The 16,063-nt window shown below is 67.6% G+C and carries 14 protein-coding genes and 1 pseudogene; 7 read left to right on the forward strand and 8 right to left on the reverse strand.

Translation table 11 applies throughout. From position 1 onward, the window contains the following. Nucleotides 1-36 precede the first annotated feature (36 nt). The gene (gene rpoC / locus ACIQCS_RS12310; RefSeq protein ID WP_345847681.1) at nucleotides 37-4,326 is read left to right on the forward strand and encodes a DNA-directed RNA polymerase subunit beta'; all 4,290 of its coding nucleotides are present in this window, start codon (nucleotides 37-39) and stop codon (nucleotides 4,324-4,326) included. Nucleotides 4,327-4,481: 155 nt separating this feature from the next. Here rpoC and ACIQCS_RS12315 read toward each other — a convergent pair whose 3' ends face one another. From ACIQCS_RS12315 to ACIQCS_RS12335, 5 genes are all read right to left on the reverse strand, one after another. Continuing rightward, entirely contained in the window at nucleotides 4,482-5,042 is a 561-nt protein-coding gene (locus tag ACIQCS_RS12315) for a fasciclin domain-containing protein (RefSeq protein WP_345847683.1), read from the reverse strand. An 82-nt stretch (nucleotides 5,043-5,124) separates the two neighbouring features. Beyond that, a complete protein-coding gene (locus ACIQCS_RS12320) occupies nucleotides 5,125-5,829 on the reverse strand; it encodes an anti-sigma factor domain-containing protein (RefSeq protein WP_345847685.1) in 705 nt (234 codons plus the stop codon). Next, nucleotides 5,822-6,382: a sigma-70 family RNA polymerase sigma factor gene (locus tag ACIQCS_RS12325; RefSeq protein WP_345847687.1), complete on the reverse strand. Its 561-nt coding sequence runs from the start codon at nucleotides 6,380-6,382 to the stop codon at nucleotides 5,822-5,824. Before ACIQCS_RS12325 ends, ACIQCS_RS12320 begins: the two co-directional genes overlap by 8 nt. Before the next feature lie 51 nt (nucleotides 6,383-6,433). After that, nucleotides 6,434-7,519, reverse strand: coding sequence for a hypothetical protein (locus ACIQCS_RS12330; protein WP_345847689.1), 1,086 nt, complete (start codon nucleotides 7,517-7,519; stop codon nucleotides 6,434-6,436). Nucleotides 7,520-7,551: 32 nt separating this feature from the next. Further along, nucleotides 7,552-7,968 (reverse strand): heavy metal-binding domain-containing protein, encoded by a 417-nt coding sequence (locus ACIQCS_RS12335; RefSeq protein WP_345847691.1) that lies wholly within the window; start codon nucleotides 7,966-7,968, stop codon nucleotides 7,552-7,554. A 123-nt stretch (nucleotides 7,969-8,091) separates the two neighbouring features. Between ACIQCS_RS12335 and ACIQCS_RS12340 the strand changes: the two genes are divergently transcribed. From ACIQCS_RS12340 to ACIQCS_RS12360, 5 genes and pseudogenes are all read left to right on the forward strand, one after another. Further along, on the forward strand, nucleotides 8,092-8,691 hold the full coding sequence (locus ACIQCS_RS12340) for a hypothetical protein (RefSeq protein ID WP_345847693.1): 600 nt from the start codon (nucleotides 8,092-8,094) through the stop codon (nucleotides 8,689-8,691). Continuing rightward, nucleotides 8,688-9,173, forward strand: a complete 486-nt coding sequence (locus ACIQCS_RS12345) for a hypothetical protein (RefSeq protein ID WP_401530980.1) — start codon at nucleotides 8,688-8,690, stop codon at nucleotides 9,171-9,173. Before ACIQCS_RS12340 ends, ACIQCS_RS12345 begins: the two co-directional genes overlap by 4 nt. Before the next feature lie 112 nt (nucleotides 9,174-9,285). Next, nucleotides 9,286-9,711, forward strand: coding sequence for a YciI family protein (locus ACIQCS_RS12350; RefSeq protein ID WP_345847695.1), 426 nt, complete (start codon nucleotides 9,286-9,288; stop codon nucleotides 9,709-9,711). 103 nt (nucleotides 9,712-9,814) lie between these two features. Beyond that, nucleotides 9,815-10,165: pseudogene (locus ACIQCS_RS12355) on the forward strand (YciI family protein); the annotation flags it as partial. Nucleotides 10,166-10,297: 132 nt separating this feature from the next. Then, entirely contained in the window at nucleotides 10,298-11,572 is a 1,275-nt protein-coding gene (locus tag ACIQCS_RS12360) for an RNA polymerase sigma factor (RefSeq protein WP_345847696.1), read from the forward strand. A gap of 11 nt (nucleotides 11,573-11,583) precedes the next feature. On the opposite strand, the gene ACIQCS_RS12365 is transcribed toward ACIQCS_RS12360, so the two are convergent. The 3 genes from ACIQCS_RS12365 to ACIQCS_RS12375 all read right to left on the reverse strand — a co-directional run bounded on the left by ACIQCS_RS12365 (nucleotide 11,584) and on the right by ACIQCS_RS12375 (nucleotide 14,173). Next, nucleotides 11,584-11,847 carry a hypothetical protein gene (locus tag ACIQCS_RS12365; RefSeq protein ID WP_345847698.1) on the reverse strand — a complete coding sequence of 88 codons (264 nt, stop codon included), beginning with the start codon at nucleotides 11,845-11,847 and terminating at the stop codon, nucleotides 11,584-11,586. A 46-nt stretch (nucleotides 11,848-11,893) separates the two neighbouring features. Then, nucleotides 11,894-12,820, reverse strand: coding sequence for a sulfotransferase domain-containing protein (locus ACIQCS_RS12370; protein WP_345847700.1), 927 nt, complete (start codon nucleotides 12,818-12,820; stop codon nucleotides 11,894-11,896). A gap of 180 nt (nucleotides 12,821-13,000) precedes the next feature. Beyond that, on the reverse strand, nucleotides 13,001-14,173 hold the full coding sequence (locus ACIQCS_RS12375; protein ID WP_345847702.1) for a carbohydrate porin: 1,173 nt from the start codon (nucleotides 14,171-14,173) through the stop codon (nucleotides 13,001-13,003). 127 nt (nucleotides 14,174-14,300) lie between these two features. Between ACIQCS_RS12375 and ACIQCS_RS12380 the strand changes: the two genes are divergently transcribed. Beyond that, nucleotides 14,301-16,061 carry a methyl-accepting chemotaxis protein gene (locus tag ACIQCS_RS12380; RefSeq protein ID WP_345847703.1) on the forward strand — a complete coding sequence of 587 codons (1,761 nt, stop codon included), beginning with the start codon at nucleotides 14,301-14,303 and terminating at the stop codon, nucleotides 16,059-16,061. Nucleotides 16,062-16,063: the final 2 nt, after the last annotated feature.

Raw genomic sequence — 16,063 nt, forward strand, 5'->3', positions numbered from 1 at the left:
CCCAGAAGATTTGACCCTCCTGAGGGACGAAAGAATATGAACGAACTTACCAACTTCGCGAACCCGCTCGCCAAGCCGGAAACCTTCGACCAGATCCAGATCGGCATCGCATCGCCGGATCGGATTCGTTCGTGGTCGTTCGGCGAGATCAAGAAGCCGGAAACCATCAACTATCGCACGTTCAAGCCCGAGCGTGACGGCCTGTTCTGCGCGCGCATCTTCGGTCCGATCAAGGATTACGAGTGCCTGTGCGGCAAGTACAAGCGCATGAAGTACAAGGGCATCGTCTGCGAAAAGTGCGGCGTGGAAGTGACCGTCTCGAAGGTCCGCCGCGAGCGCATGGGCCATATCGAGCTCGCCGCACCGGTCGCGCACATCTGGTTCCTGAAGAGCCTGCCGTCGCGCATCGGCCTGCTGCTCGACATGCAGCTCAAGCAGCTCGAGCGCGTGCTGTACTTCGAGAGCTATATCGTCACCGAGCCGGGCCTCACCCCGCTCGAGAAGTTCCAGCTTCTCACCGAGGACGAGCTGCTCGACGCGCAGGATGAATATGGCGAGGACGCGTTCTCGGCCGGCATCGGCGCCGAGGCGGTCAAGATCATGCTCATGGATCTCGACCTGGAAGGCGAGCGCAAGGAACTCCTCGAGGAGCTCGCGGTCACCAAGTCGGAGCTGAAGCCGAAGAAGATCATCAAGCGCCTGAAGGTCGTCGAGAGCTTCATCGATTCGGGCAATCGCCCGGAGTGGATGATCCTCGACGTCGTGCCGGTCATCCCGCCCGAGCTGCGCCCGCTGGTGCCGCTGGACGGCGGCCGCTTCGCGACTTCGGATCTGAACGATCTGTATCGCCGCGTGATCAACCGCAACAACCGCCTGAAGCGCCTGATGGAGCTGCGTGCGCCGGACATCATCGTCCGCAACGAAAAGCGCATGCTGCAGGAAGCCGTGGACGCGCTGTTCGACAATGGCCGTCGCGGCCGCACCATCACCGGTGCCAACAAGCGTCCGCTCAAGTCGCTGTCCGACATGCTCAAGGGCAAGCAGGGCCGCTTCCGTCAGAACCTGCTCGGCAAGCGCGTCGACTATTCGGGCCGCTCGGTCATCGTGACCGGGCCTGAGCTGAAACTGCATCAGTGCGGCCTGCCGAAGAAGATGGCGCTCGAGCTGTTCAAGCCGTTCATCTACGCCCGCCTGGACGCCAAGGGTCTCTCGATGACCCTGAAGCAGGCCAAGAAGTGGGTCGAGAAGGAGCGCAAGGAAGTCTGGGACATCCTGGACGAAGTGATCCGCGAGCACCCGGTTCTGCTGAACCGCGCGCCGACGCTCCACCGCCTGGGCATCCAGGCGTTCGAGCCGGTGCTGATCGAAGGCAAGGCGATCCAGCTCCACCCGCTGGTCTGCTCGGCCTTCAACGCCGACTTCGACGGTGACCAGATGGCCGTGCACGTTCCGCTGAGCCTCGAGGCCCAGCTGGAAGCGCGCGTCCTGATGATGTCGACCAACAACATCCTGTCGCCCGCGAACGGCAAGCCGATCATCGTGCCGTCGCAGGACATGGTGCTGGGTCTCTACTATCTGTCGATGCTCAAGGAAGGCGAGCCCGGTGAGGGCATGCTGCTCGGCGACATGGCCGAAGTGCACCAGGCGCTCGAGGCCGGTGCCGTCACCCTGCACACCAAGGTGATCAGCCGCGTCCCGCAAACCGACGAAGAGGGCAACCAGTACCTCAAGCGCTTCGAGACCACCCCGGGCCGCATGCTGCTCGGCGAGTGCCTCCCGAAGAGCCACAAGGTGCCGTTCGACACCGTCAACCGCCTCCTCACCAAGAAGGACGTGGGCGACGTGATCGACGAGGTCTATCGTCACACCGGCCAGAAGGAGACCGTGCTGTTCGCCGACGCGATCATGGCGCTCGGCTTCCGTCACGCGTTCCGCGCGGGCATCTCGTTCGGCAAGGACGACATGATCATCCCGCAGCAGAAGGAAGCGATGGTCGACGAGACCCGCGCCCTGGTGAAGGACTATGAGCAGCAGTATCAGGACGGCCTGATCACGCAGCAGGAGAAGTACAACAAGGTGATCGACGCCTGGAGCCGTTGCGGCGACCAGGTGGCGGGCGCCATGATGGACGAGATCAAGGCGGTGAAGCGCTACGAAGACGGCCCGAACAAGGGCCGCGAGAAGCCGATCAACGCGATCTACATGATGGCCCATTCGGGTGCGCGTGGTTCGCAGGCGCAGATCAAGCAGCTCGCCGGCATGCGCGGCCTCATGGCCAAGCCGTCGGGCGAGATCATCGAAACGCCGATCATCTCGAACTTCAAGGAAGGCCTGACCGTCCTTGAGTACTTCAACTCCACCCACGGCGCCCGCAAGGGTCTCGCGGATACGGCGCTCAAGACGGCGAACTCGGGCTACCTGACCCGCCGCCTGGTCGACGTGTCGCAGGACTGCGTGATCATGGAGCTGGATTGCGGCACCGAGCGTGCGCTGGAAATGCGCGCGATCGTGCAGGGCGGCTCGACCATCGCTTCGCTTGGCGAGCGTATTCTCGGTCGTACGACCGCGGAAGACGTGGTCGACAAGGACGGCAACGTGGTCATCCCGACCGGCACCCTGCTCGACGAGCCGGCCGTGGCGAAGATCGAGGCCCTGAACATTCCGGGCATGAAGATCCGCTCGCCGCTGGTCTGCGAAGCCAAGATCGGCGTCTGCGGCAAGTGCTATGGCCGTGACCTCGCCCGCGGTACGCCGGTGAACATCGGCGAAGCCGTCGGCGTCATCGCGGCCCAGTCGATCGGCGAGCCGGGCACGCAGCTGACGATGCGTACCTTCCACATCGGCGGCGCGGCGCAGCTCAACGAGCAGTCGAACCTCGAAGCCCCCGTGGACGGCAAGGTCGAGTTCCGCGACGTTCGCGTGATCGAAGACCAGCGCGGCCGCCGCGTGGTGCTCAGCCGTTCGGCCGAGCTGGCGATCCTGGACATGGACGGGCGCGAGCTCGCCGTGCACAAGATCCCATACGGCGCGTACGTGATGTTCGACGACGGCCATATCGTCTCGAAGGGCGACCGGATGGCCGAATGGGATCCGTTCACCATGCCGGTGATCACGGAAACCGGCGGCGTCGTGAAGTATCAGGACCTGCTCGAGGGCAAGACGCTCACCGAGCAGACCGACGAAGCGACCGGCATCGCCCAGCGCGTCGTCACCGAGTATCGCGTCGCCAGCAAGTCGAAGGAAGACCTGCGTCCCCGCCTGACCCTGACCGGCGACAACGCCGCCGAGGCCGCCCGCTACATGCTGGCGCCCGGCGCGGTGCTCTCGGTCGAGGACGGTGCGACGGTGCAGGCCGGCGACGTGCTCGCCCGTGTGGCCCGCGAAAGCGCGAAGACCCGCGACATCACCGGCGGTCTGCCGCGCGTCGCCGAGCTCTTCGAGGCGCGCAAGCCCAAGGAGAACGCGATCATCGCCAAGGTCTCGGGCCGTGTCGTGTTCGGCAAGGACTACAAGGCCAAGCGCAAGATCGGCATCATGCCGGACGATGGCGGCGAGGTCGTGGAGTATCTGGTTCCGAAGTCGAAGGTGATCGACGTCCAGGAAGGCGACTACGTCAAGCGTGGCGACAACCTGATCGGCGGCTCGCCCGATCCGCACGACATTCTCGAGGTGCTCGGCATCGAGCCGCTCGCGGAATATCTCGTGTCGGAAATCCAGGAAGTCTATCGACTGCAGGGCGTGAAGATCAACGACAAGCACATCGAGGTGATCGTTCGCCAGATGCTGCAGAAGGTCGAGATCACCGAAGCCGGCGACACCACCCTGCTCCCCGGCGAGCAGGTGGACCGTTCGGAGATGGACGAGACCAACGAGAAGCTGGCTCCGGGTCAGGCCCCCGCACAGGGCAAGCCGATCCTGCTCGGCATCACCAAGGCGTCGCTGCAGACCCGCAGCTTCATCTCGGCGGCGTCGTTCCAGGAAACCACCCGCGTCCTCACCGAGGCTGCGGTCCAGGGCAAGCAGGACACGCTGATCGGCCTCAAGGAGAATGTGATCGTCGGTCGTCTCATCCCCGCCGGCACCGGCGCGGGCATGAACCGCCTGCGTGTCGCCGCGACGAGCCGCGACGCCGCCCTCCGCGTCCAGCAGCGCGCGCTGCAGAATGCGCTGGTGGCGCCGAACTCGGCCGCCGAAGAGCATGCCGCCGAGCTGGCCCGCTCGGTGCGTGACTCGGAAGGCACCGGCAGCGATCCGCTCGCCTCGGTCGTGCCCTCGGGCCATGGTACCGATGCGGACGCCGGCGAGTATCTGAACGACGCGGAGTAAATCCCGCTCGGTTCAGGACCGAATGCGAAAAACCGCCGTCCGGGCAACCGGGCGGCGGTTTTCTTTTGGGGTCGTTTGGCGCCTGCCGGCACCGATGGGATCAAGGTCGGCAGGCGCCAGGCCCGTCCTGGGGGTCAGGACGAGCCCGACTCAGGTCAAGGCATGAGGACCGAGTCGATCACATGGATCACGCCGTTCGACTGATTGACGTCGGCAATGGTGATCTTCGCCTTGCCGCCCTTGGCATCGACGACCCACCAGGACCCGCCCGGCCCCTTGGTGACGGTGAGCTTCTCGCCCTGCACGGTGGTCAGCATCGCCTTGCCGCCATGTTTGGCGGCGTCCCTGGCCAGCATCGCCGCGCTCATCTTGCCCGGCACGACATGATAAGTGAGGATCTTGGTGAGCATCGCCTTGTTCTCGGGCTTCACCAGCGTTTCCACGGTGCCGGCGGGAAGCTTGGCAAAGGCCTCGTTGGTCGGCGCGAAGACCGTGAAGGGCCCTGGCCCCGACAGCGTGCCGACAAGCCCGGCCGCCTTCACCGCCGCGACCAGCGTGGTGTGATCCTGCGAATTCACGGCGTTCTCGACGATGTTCCTGGTGGGATACATCGCAGCGCCGCCGACCATCGGATAGTCCTGGATCGCCGCCATGGCGCCCGTGGCGAGCAGCGCCGAACCGGCAGCGGTGAGAAATACTTGCTTGAGACTGGGCATGTTCTGGCTCCTTCTCCGGGGCACCGGGAGATGGTGCCGGCAGGAGCTACGGTGCGGGGGACGCCGCGGATGCGCGCCCGGCTCAGATCCTCGAGATTTTTCCGGCGGCGACCGGCGAACTGCTCGGCGCCCGGTGCGGCGCACCATCGCGCGGCTCCATCGTAACGGCGAGCGTCGCGCCCTCTTCCATGAAGCCCCGGTGATCGGCCGCCACGGCGATACGGCTGCTGCCATTTGCCGCCACCAGGCCAAGCGAACGCGGCACGCCGTCGGCAGGAATGATCCAGAGTTCAGGCGCAAGCCGGGAGGCCGGCATGCGAATGGCGCGAATGCGCAGCTCGCCGGCTGCCGCATCATAGCTGGCGGCAAGCAGCGCCCCCTTCTCCCCGCCATCGAGCTGGGCCACCGCGATCTGCTCGGGCGGGCGGACGATGGTGACGGGAGCGGATGCCGGCCGCAGGAACAGCACCAGCGCCAGCGATGCGGCCAGCGCGCCCGAGCCCAAAGCCGCGATCCGCCACCAACGCAATGCGGCCGGTGGCCGGGCCGGCTCGATCCCTTCCAGTCGGCGCGCGATGGCGGGCCAGATATCGGGCCCGGGAACCGCGGCAAAGCCGGCGCTGAGCGGCGCCAGCCGCGCCTGCCATGCCTCGACCAGCGCGGCGAAAGCCTCGTCCATCAGCTTCAGGCGCAGCGCCTGCGCCAGTGCGTCGCCCTCCAGCACGCCCAGCGCCAGCTCGGCCGCGAGCATGTCGCGCGCTTCGGGAGGCATTGCGGGCTCAGCCATCGAGGCACTGCCTGAGCTGGGCAAGGCCGCGGCGAATCCAGCTCTTCACCGTGCCGAGCGGTACGGCCATGCGCTCGGCAAGCTGGGGATAGCTGAGCCCGTCGAAAAAGGCCGAGCGGATCGCGCCGCCCTTCTGCCGATCGAGCGCATCGAGACAATGAAAGATCCGCGCGCGCTCCTCCGCACCTTCGATCAGCTCGATCGCGGTCGCGGAATCGTCCGCTACGCCTGCCGCGTCTTCCTCGGGCAGCATTATGGGGCCAGCGGCACGGCGACGATCGATCGCCGTGTTGCGCGCGATAGTGCACAGCCAGGTGATCGGGCTCGCCCGCTGCGCATCGAAGCGCCCGGCGCGGTTCCAGATCTTGAGATAGACTTCCTGCAAGATATCCTCTGCGGTTTCCCTGTCCCGGGAGATACGCAGGCAGACGCCGAACAGCTTCGCCGAAGTGGAATCATACACGCGCCGCAGCGCTTCGCGATCGCCCTCGGCGACACGGGCCAGTGCATCGACCAGCCCTGCGCGGGCGGAATCCGTGGCATCGCGTTTCATCCGGACGGCAGGCTATACCCTGCACCGGCTCCTGTCAGCCCGGCCCGGCCATCAGCTCGGCCGGATGATATCCGCGATCACGCACCCGGCTGCGCTCAGCGAGGACATCAGCACGAGCACCAGCACGAGCACGCGCGCCCGCCGCCGCCGGTGCCGCGCCGCCAGCACATTCTCCCAGTGATCGGGATCGGCGGTATTGTCGCGCCAGAGCTCGACCCGCGCCGGATCCATCTCGGTTTCCAGTTCAGGCCAGATCTCGCGCACGATCAACAGCAGCTCATGCACGAGCACAGGATCGCAGCGCCCCCGGCCCGATCCGGGATAGGCCTTGGCGGTAAGCTCGACCCAGGCGTCGTGATGCGCGTTGACCGGTTTGCGGACGACCTGGAGGAACCGCACCAGCCAATAGCGCCGAACCACCTCGACGATCGCGGCGTCGGTCGAGACATCGATCTCACGCGTCGCCCAGCCGAAAAACTCGGTGACGGGAATTACCAGTCCCACCGCGAGCCGGCCCCGGTCTGCGATCAGGTGCGCTACTTCCCGCTCGGCCGCGCCATAGACGCCGATGCCCGCCTCGCCCAGTTCCTCGGCGATGCCGCGCCAACTCTCCCGCAAGACCGCCTTGGCCTCGCGGTCGAGCCACGGATGCCCATTTCGCGCCGCCGCGTCGAACAGGCCGGCCAGCGTCGCGATCCGCACGGCATAGCCAATGGACGCGCCGGACGATGGCGCAGGCATCTCCTCGACCTCGGTGCCGGCGCCCTCCCCATCGCGGGCGAGCATATAGGCCTCGCGCAGCGAGAGGAATGCGCCTGGATCGGCATCCGGGTCCAGCGCCTTCAGCCGAGCGGCATAGGCAATGCGGATCGCACGCTGGTCTGCCGTCGGCGCGATGCCGAGTGCTGCCCATATTTCGCTTTCCCCCATGCCCAGAGCTTCGGCGACCACCGGCACGCAGGTCAAGATGACGATGCCGGCGCATATCTGGACGAAGGCGGTGCGGGGCTGTCCGCTGCCGGGGAGGAAACCCTCCAAAGGCTGCCCGCGCCCGGCACTGGCCCGGAACAGAGAAAAGCCGCCGCCCGGGGATACCGGACGGCGGCCTCTTTCTCGTGCGGCTTTCTCGTGCGGCACGCCCGGCGCGCGAGCGCCCGGGCCAGCGGCAGTTACTTCGCGGCGGCCGGCGCCGCGGCCTCGCCCGGAGCCAGGAACTTGATCGCGGTGCCGGTGGCGTTGGTCTTGCCCCAGCTGAGCGCGCTCACATGCGAATCGCCATATTTGGCGTTGATCACCGCGTCTGCCCCGAGCTTCTCGGCCCGCTCCCAGAGTTCGCGATAGATCTTGGTCTGCGATGCTTCCTTGCTGAAGATCGTCGCCTTGCGGACACCGGCCTTGACCTCGCCGAGCACCTTGTAGGGCCGATCCGGGAGGTCGGTGGCGAAGACGGGGACGCCGACGTCTTCATTGACGACGACATAGTGTTTCTCGGCCTTGCCCTTGGCCTTGTCTTGCGCCGAGACCAGCGACGGCGATGCCACCAGAACAGCCACGGCGGCAAGCGCCGCGAGACGCGTGAATTTCATGATTCCCCCCTTCGATGACCCGAATCCCATTCGGGCGGCGCGAACCTGCCCCAAGCGCACGCATTCGACAAGAGCTTGCCAAATGCTTTACCGCGAGGGATATTCTCCCGAGGGGGACTTATCATGATCTTTAGCCTGATGGCCTTTGCCGGGCTTTGCACCGCCGTGCAGGACGTTCCGGCAGCGGCGGCCACGCCGGTGCCCGTGGCCGCGGCAACGCCCGCGCCGATGCTGGTGGCGCTGCCGCGCGACACTCCGGTCGAGCTGATCGCGACGCGCGAAGTCAGCACGGCGGACGCCAAGCCGGGCACGCCGATCAAGCTCCAGGTCCGTCGCCCCGTGCTGATCGGCGACCGGGCCGTGATCCCGGCGGGCACGCCGGCCTGGGGCGAAGTGGTGACGGCGACCGACGCCGGCGGCCTGGGCAAGTCGGGCAAGATGACCGCCCGGCTGAAGCATATCCAGCTCGGCGAGGTGGCGATCCCGATCGACGGCGAGATCAGCAGCAAGGGCCGCGCGGGCTCAGTGGCCGGCGCGGTGCTCACCGGCGGCCTGGTGGGCCTGTTCCATCGCGGCAACAACGCCAAGATCAAGGCCGGCGAGATCGTCAGCAGCTTCGTTGCCGAAGATATCGTCCTCGATTTCTCCGGCACCGCCGTGAGGCGCGTACCGGCGGACGCAACCGTCGCGACGCCGCCGCCCGCGCCGGTGGCGGGCACATGATGGTCGCCGCGCTCCTGCTGCTCGGAGCAGCACCTCTCGCCCCGTGCGAACGAGACCTCGTGCTGACCGAAGGCACGACGATCATGCTGCACACTGGCCAGCGCCTGTCGAGCAAGTATGCCGCAACCGGCGATATGGTGGCGCTTGCCGTGGCCGAGGATGTGAAGATCGACGGTCTTGTCGCGATTCCGGCAGGTACGCTCGCCGTGGGGCAGATCACCGAAGCCAGCGGCACGGGCGGGCTCGGTGCCGCGGGCCGGCTGATGCTCCGCCCCCTTTATCTGCAGCTGGGCGAGACGATCGTCCGGCTCGACGGGCAATCGCGGCGCAACGGCACCCTTCCGGTGGCGACCGCGGTGGGCATGGTCGCCGTGAGCGGATTGTTCAGTGGGCGCACCGCGGAGATTCCGAGCGGCTCGCCGCTGGAATCGGCGGTCCGGCGCACGGTCACGCTGCACGTGAGGCTGCGCGACGGCTGCTGAATCCCTGCGTCCGGAGGCCGAACGAATTTTTTTCGCTCCCCTGTCGATTTCCCCGCGCTTCGTTCGTCGTCAGGATAGGAAGCGATGGCGCTTCGATCCGAGGAGATGAACGATGCGTGTGCTGGTGTTCGTGAAAGCGAGCGAGGATAGCGAGAACAGCGTCCCCCCCACGCCCGAGGCATGGGCGGCGATGGATGCATTCACCGAGGAACTGGTCCAGGCCGGCGTCTTCGTCGCCGCCGCGGGGCTCAAGCCCAGCGTCGAGGGCAAGCGCATCGTCTATCAGGGTGCGGACCGCCGCGTGATCGACGGACCGTTCGCCGAAGCCCGCGAGCTGGTCGCCGGCTTCTCGATCTGGGAAGTCAAGGACATGGACGAAGCGGTGGCCTGGGCCAAGCGCTGTCCCAACCCGATGTCGGGCACCAGCGAAGTCGAGATCCGCCCCTTCTTCGAGGCGGCGGACCTGGCGGAGTTCCTGACCGAGGACGAACTTTCGACACCGCGCGAAGGCACGCGCGGCAAGCTCGGCGTCGCTTGAGGCGCGCGAGAAAATAATTTCATTCCCTGTCGATTCCGCGAGTCCCGGATCGTCGTCAGGATGCGAGGCGATGGTGCTTCGACGAACCCTTGGGAGAAGAACGATGCGTGTGATGGTTTTGGTGAAGGCGACCGAGGACAGCGAAAAGGGCGTGATGCCCACCACCGAGCTGCTCGACGCGATGATGAAATATAATGAGGAGCTGGTGAAGGCCGGCATCATGACCGGCGGCGACGGGCTCAAGCCCAGCTCCGCCGGCAAGCGGGTGGCGTTCGACGGGCCCGGCCGCACCGTGATCGACGGCCCCTTCGCCGAGACCCGCGAGCTCGTCGCCGGCTATTGGCTGTGGGAAGTCAAAGACATGGACGAAGCGGTCGAATGGGTGAAACGCTGCCCCAATCCGATGTTCGGGCCGAGCGAGATCGAAATCCGCCCCTTCTTCGAGATGGAGGATTTCGCCGAGATCGTCACGCCCGAGATCGCGGAGCGCGAAGCCCGTCTGCGCGCCGGAGCCGAAAGCCGCTGACGCCGCACCGGTCGCCGCCCGCCGCTTGCCCTCGCCGCGCGGGAAGGTCACACAGGCGGCGTGGCGGCGACCGATATCCAGCGCACGATCGAAACGGTCTTCCGGATCGAGCGGCCCCGGCTGATCGCCGGGCTCGCCCGGATGCTGCGCGATATGGGCCGCGCCGAGGAGCTGGCCCAGGACGCGCTGGTGATCGCGCTCGCCGAATGGCCGGTGCGCGGCGTTCCGGACAATCCCGGCGCCTGGCTGATGGCGGCGGCCAAGCGCCGCGCGATCGACGGCCTGCGCCGCGACAAGATGCGCGCGCGCAAGCATGCGGAGATCGGCCGCGACCTCGAGACCGCGCGCGACACCAGCGTCGAGGACATGGAAGCCGCCATGGACGACGATGTGGGCGACGAGCTGCTCGGCCTGATCTTCACCGCCTGCCATCCGGTGCTCTCGCCCGATGCGCGCGCGGCGCTCACGCTGCGGCTGATCGGCGGCCTCGCCACCGACGAGATCGCCCGCGCCTTCCTCACGTCCGAGCCGACGATCGCCCAGCGCATCGTCCGCGCGAAGAGGACGATCGGCCAGGCCGGCCTTGCCTTCGAAGTGCCGCGCGGAAGCGAGCGCGCCGGCCGCCTCGCCTCGGTGCTGGAGGTGATCTACCTGATCTTCAACGAAGGCTATGCCGCCACCGCGGGCGAGGACCTGGTGCGGCCGGCGCTGTGCGGCGAGGCGCGGCGGCTCGGGCGCATCCTTGCCGGCCTGGCGCCCGACGAGCCCGAGGTGCACGGCCTGCTCGCGCTGATGGAGATCCAGTCCTCCCGCCTCGCCGCGCGCACCGCCCATGACGGATCGTTCGTGCCGCTGCCCGAGCAGAACCGCGCCCGCTGGGACCGCGGCATGATCGCGCGCGGGCTCGCCGCGCTCGACCGTGCCGAGGCGCTGGGCGGTGCCGATGGTCCCTATGCGCTGCAGGCCGCGCTGGCCGCCTGCCATGCCCGGGCGCTCACCCCCGAGGCGACCGACTGGCCGCGTATCGCCGGCCTCTACGACCGGTTGCGCCTGCGCCTCCCCTCCCCCGTCGTCGATCTCAATCGCGCGGTCGCCCATTCCATGGCCTTCGGGCCGGAAGCGGGCCTCGCCATTGCCGACCGGCTCGCCGACGCGGCGATGCTGCGCAACTACGCCCCGCTCCCCGCCGCGCGCGGCGACTTCCTGTTCCGCGCGGGCCGGCTGGCCGAAGCGAAGGCCGAGTTCGTCCGGGCGGCATCGCTCACGCGCAACGAAGGCGAGCGGCGTTTCCTGCTCGGGCGGGCGGCGGCCTGCATGCCGGCCGATACCGCTTGACGGCAGCGGGGCTATTCCCGTTCCAGCCGCCACGCCGCGTCGAGATATCGCTCCGCCGCCGCCTTGAGCGCGGGCTCCTTCTCAAAGGCCTGGGCCGGCAGGGGCGCGATGCCGAGCCCCTCCATCACCACCCAGAGCGCGAACTTGCGCGAAGGCTCCTGCTCCACGCCGAAATCGATGCGCAGCCGCTCCTCTCCGCGCGCGCGGACGGCATCGTCCAGCGCCTCGGGTTCGTCGGTGCCGAAATAATGGGTGAGCAATGCGTCGAGGTCCATGCGCCCTACTTCGGCGCATGGACCCCGATCTGCAAGCGGCCGGCCGTTACGCCGCCGCGCCGCCTGCAAGCCATGTGGCGCATTCGGCGCCGAGCTCGGCCTGCGCCATCGCCTCGTACCCGGCCATGTCCTCGGCCGTCAGCGCTCCGCGCGACCGGCCATCGATGCCCTTGTCGATGAAGGTCTCGGCGCCCCCGTCCCATAGCGCGCCACCCAGCGGCGCGAGCTGGGGGGCGTTGGCCTTCATCCAGTCGAAGCTGCAATGGCGCAGGATGCGCGGCCAGCTCGCGGGGGCGACTTCGATCTCGAGGAAATCGGCGATTCGGTGGATCTCGCCCGCCAGGTCGCGCCGCAACGCCTCGAAATGGACGAGGTGGACATTGGGCAGGTCGCGGACCGCCCACCAGCTCCGCACATTCTCCCAGAAGGGCCAGAAGGGCGCGCCGTCGCCGTCGAGCCATTCGCGGAAATACGCGGCGGCATCGGGATTGGCGCGCGGCACCGGGGGGCCGACCCGGCCGGGCGTGTCGTTGAGCATCGCATGCCAGGCGTCGGTCGCATGCAGATGATGGCGATGCAGGCTCCATGCCACATCGCGCCCGTCGCGCGCGACATGGATGTACTTGGCGCCGGGGCTGAACCGCAGCGCATCGATCGGCAGATGCGTCTTGAGGATGCGGCGATGCGCCTGCGCCTCCAGCATGGCAAGCCTTGCCAGCACCGGCCCCACCCGCAGATCGACCCAGGGCGAGATATCCGCGATCGAAACCTCGGGATCCCCGTTGAACACCAGCTGCGCGACGATCTGCTGCATCCAGGTGGTGCCCGACCTGGCATAGCCGGCGACCACCACATCGTCGCCACGGAACTGCAGGTCGTTCCAGATGGTCGAGTCGAAATGATGATTGTGCAGTTCGCGCAACTTGCGCGGGAACCTCGCCGGAACGGCCTCCGGCGCGAAGGTCACGGGCATTTCGCTTGTCCTACTAGAGTTGCAGGGTGGACTATGAATGCAACACACCACGGTCAATCAGCAAATCGCGCCATGCCTTACCAAGAACAACGCGAGTCATAGCCAAGTGTTATGCGATCCCATCTCAACTAAACCTGATCTATAGATTACAATTCTTTCACCCGCGGCGGATTGCGACCCTCAGAACTCCAGCGTCGTGCGCAAGGTGATCACCGTGACGCGCGGCGCATCCTCGTCGCCGCCCCGGTTCCAGATGAACTGCAGGTCCGGCTGCAGCGTCAGGAAACTGGTGAGCTGGTCCGAATAGGTCAGCTCGATCGCATTCTCCGCCGCCGCGGTGCGGACGCCGCCGGCGCGCAGCAGGTCGCGATAGCGGTCCGCGAGATAGGCCTGGTTCATGCCGATCGAGAACTGGCTGTCGTCGCGGCCGGGCACGACATGGGCCACGCGCAGGCCCGCCTGCCAGCCGCCCTTGTAGGGCGTGGTCCTGCCGTCCGATATCCCGGCCCGGGCGAACAGGCTGGCGGCGAAAGGCGCGTCCCGGCCGCCCAGCGCCTTCTCGGCGATCACATAGGCGCCCCGCGCCTTGCGGCGCACCGGATTGCCAGCATCGTCGGTATCGGCGATGTCGTCCTGCCGCCGGGTATAGCCCCAGGCGCCGAGCGCCAGCTTGTCGCCGTCCTTCTCCAGCCCCGCTTCACCGATCAGCAGCGCGCCGTGATGGAAATCGAGCGCCGATCCGCGATCGTCGCCCAGCGCGCCCGCGGTGGCGTTCAGCACCGCGACGCGCGCGAAGCCCGCGCCGCCGAAACGCTGCTCGACGCGGATCGCCAATGCCGTGGTCGGAAAGATCGAGGGGCCGTTGGGGCCAGTCGCCGCGATCTCCGAGCCGACGCCGAAGGCCGGTGCGAGCAACAGGCCCGACGCCTCGCTGGCATAGAATTCGCTGTTGAGGTCATAGAGGCCGGCCCGCACCGTGGTCGTGGCGCCCAGCTTCTGCTCCACCCAGATCTCGAACAGGCGCAGCTTGGGCGCGGCGACTTCGATATTGTCGACGCCCTGCAGCGTGCCCGCCACATCGTTGGGCCGGCCGCCGAAATTGTTGAGCAGGCCGATATGGAAGCGCGCGCCCTTCCAGCCGATCAGCCGCGCCAGATCCCCATCCGCCTCGATGTTCAGGTCGTCGAGCCCGAAGCTGCGCATCCGGCGGCCATCTGCGGCCACACCGGACAGGTCGACGCGATAGGTCGCGCCGACATCCAGGGCAGGATCGCCGGTCTCCTGTGCCAGCGCCGATGTCGAGAAAAGCAATGCGAGCGCAGTCGAGCCCCCGCCAAGCGTCGTCCTACCCATGTTCCAGCCCCGCTCTGTGAAACCCCCCGGACACAATAATAGAGGGCTCCCACCGGACCGCGGGCCGTTCTCCCTATAATTGGCTCGAAGGCGGACGCCGCGGAGGCTTCCGCACGGGAGATTTCTCGTGAAGATCACGTCGCTGAACAAAGCCACGACGCAGGCCGCCGCCGTCCTGATCGGAATCACCGCCCTTTCCGGAGGGACCGGCCTCTTCATCGTGGCCAAGGAGAATGGCGCCATCGCCGAACAGGCCGCCGCCGCCAGCCTCCTCCAGAACCATATGGAAGCCGACATGATGCACGACGCGGTGCGCGCGGATGTGCTCGGCGCGCTGCTGGGCGGCGGCGACGCGGCGCGCCAGCAGACGCTGAGCGACCTCAAGGAGCATCTCGACACCCTGTCCCGGGCGATCGACAAGGATGCCGCCTTCACGGGCGTCGAGAGCATCGTCGCCGCGACCAGCAAGCTCAAGGCGCCGATGGACGCCTATGCCGCCGCCGCGCAGAAGATCGTCGAGGCCGCCGGCACCGATCCGGTCACGGCTCGCGCACAGATGCCAGCGTTCATGGAACAGTTCCGCGCGCTCGAGAAATCGATGAGAGCCGCTTCGGACGCGATCGACAGCCATGCGCACCAGGTCGCGGCCAGCTCGGCCACGCTCGGCACCGTGGCGATGATCATCCTGTCCATCACCCTGCTCGCCGGCATGGGCACCGCGTTCCTGCTCGCCCAGGCCGCGCGCCGCCTGCTCGTCCGCCCGCTGCTCGATCTTGCCGACACGATGCGCGCGCTGGACGGAGGCGATCTGTCGGTCCGGGTGCCGCATGCCGATCGCGAGGACGAGCTGGGCGGGATGGCCCAGGCGATCGACGCCTTCCGCGACAAGCTCAAGGCCGCCGAGGCCGCCAAGGAGGCGCAGACGCGCCTGATCGTCGATACCGTCGGCACCAGCCTCGACGCGATGGCGCGCGGCGATCTCAGCGTCGAGATCGAGGCCGAACTCACCGGGCCCTTCGCCGCGCTCAAGCGCAGCTTCAACGATGCCGCGCAGGGCCTGCGGGCGCTGATCGGCAATGTCGTGACCGGCACCGAGAACATCCGCACCGGCGCGAGCGAGATCGCCTCGGCCTCGGAGGATCTTGCCCGCCGTACCGAGAGCAATGCGGCAAGCCTGGAAGAGACTTCCGCCGCCATCCACGCGATCGATCACCGCCTCAAGTCGATCGCGCTCTCGGCCAACGAGACGCTGTCGCGCGCCGATGGCGCCATCGCCGTCGTCGGCAACGGCCGTGCGATCGCGGACGAAGCGGTGCAGGCGATGACCCGGGTGAGCGAGAGCGCCAAGGGCATCGACGGCGTGATCGAGGGGCTGGACAAGATCGCGTTCCAGACGCGGGTGCTGGCGATGAATGCGGCGGTGGAGGCTGGCCGCGCCGGCGAGGCGGGACGTGGCTTCGCGGTCGTCGCCGATCTGGTCAGCGCGCTGGCGATGCGGGCGGAGGAAGAGGCCGGCCGCGCCCGCGACCAGCTGACCGCCACTCAGGCCGACATCGTCGCCGCGGTGGACGCGGTGCAGAAGGTCGACGGCGCTCTTTCCGACATCTCCGGCGATGTCGGCCAGGTCCACGCCCTGATCGGCACCATGGCCGAGGACAACAACGCCCAGTCGCATGCGATCAGCCAGGTGAGCGACGCGGTCGGCGACATGGACCGGGGCACCCAGCAGAACGCCGCCATGGTCGAGGAGACTTCCGCCGCCGCGCGCAACCTCACCCGGGAAGTCGACACGCTGGCCGACAGCGCCGCGAGCTTCACCATCGTCGCGCCGCAAGGCCATCGCCCCGCCGGGCAGCGCCCGGCGGTGAACGGCTCCACGCTGCACTAGGC

Source organism: Sphingomonas sp. NPDC092440, from assembly GCF_044754985.1.
GTDB lineage: Bacteria > Pseudomonadota > Alphaproteobacteria > Sphingomonadales > Sphingomonadaceae > Sphingomonas.

Coding starts and splice junctions, on each gene's coding strand:
- ACIQCS_RS12370 (WP_345847700.1), bottom strand. CDS start 12,820: ATGCCCGTGACCTTCGCGCCGGAGGCCGTTCCGGCGAGGTTCCCGCGC.
- ACIQCS_RS12340 (WP_345847693.1), top strand. CDS start 8,092: ATGATCTTTAGCCTGATGGCCTTTGCCGGGCTTTGCACCGCCGTGCAG.
- ACIQCS_RS12365 (WP_345847698.1), bottom strand. CDS start 11,847: ATGGACCTCGACGCATTGCTCACCCATTATTTCGGCACCGACGAACCC.
- ACIQCS_RS12315 (WP_345847683.1), bottom strand. CDS start 5,042: ATGCCCAGTCTCAAGCAAGTATTTCTCACCGCTGCCGGTTCGGCGCTG.
- rpoC (WP_345847681.1), top strand. CDS start 37: ATGAACGAACTTACCAACTTCGCGAACCCGCTCGCCAAGCCGGAAACC.
- ACIQCS_RS12325 (WP_345847687.1), bottom strand. CDS start 6,382: ATGAAACGCGATGCCACGGATTCCGCCCGCGCAGGGCTGGTCGATGCA.
- ACIQCS_RS12335 (WP_345847691.1), bottom strand. CDS start 7,968: ATGAAATTCACGCGTCTCGCGGCGCTTGCCGCCGTGGCTGTTCTGGTG.
- ACIQCS_RS12375 (WP_345847702.1), bottom strand. CDS start 14,173: ATGGGTAGGACGACGCTTGGCGGGGGCTCGACTGCGCTCGCATTGCTT.
- ACIQCS_RS12350 (WP_345847695.1), top strand. CDS start 9,286: ATGCGTGTGCTGGTGTTCGTGAAAGCGAGCGAGGATAGCGAGAACAGC.
- ACIQCS_RS12320 (WP_345847685.1), bottom strand. CDS start 5,829: ATGGCTGAGCCCGCAATGCCTCCCGAAGCGCGCGACATGCTCGCGGCC.
- ACIQCS_RS12345 (WP_401530980.1), top strand. CDS start 8,688: ATGATGGTCGCCGCGCTCCTGCTGCTCGGAGCAGCACCTCTCGCCCCG.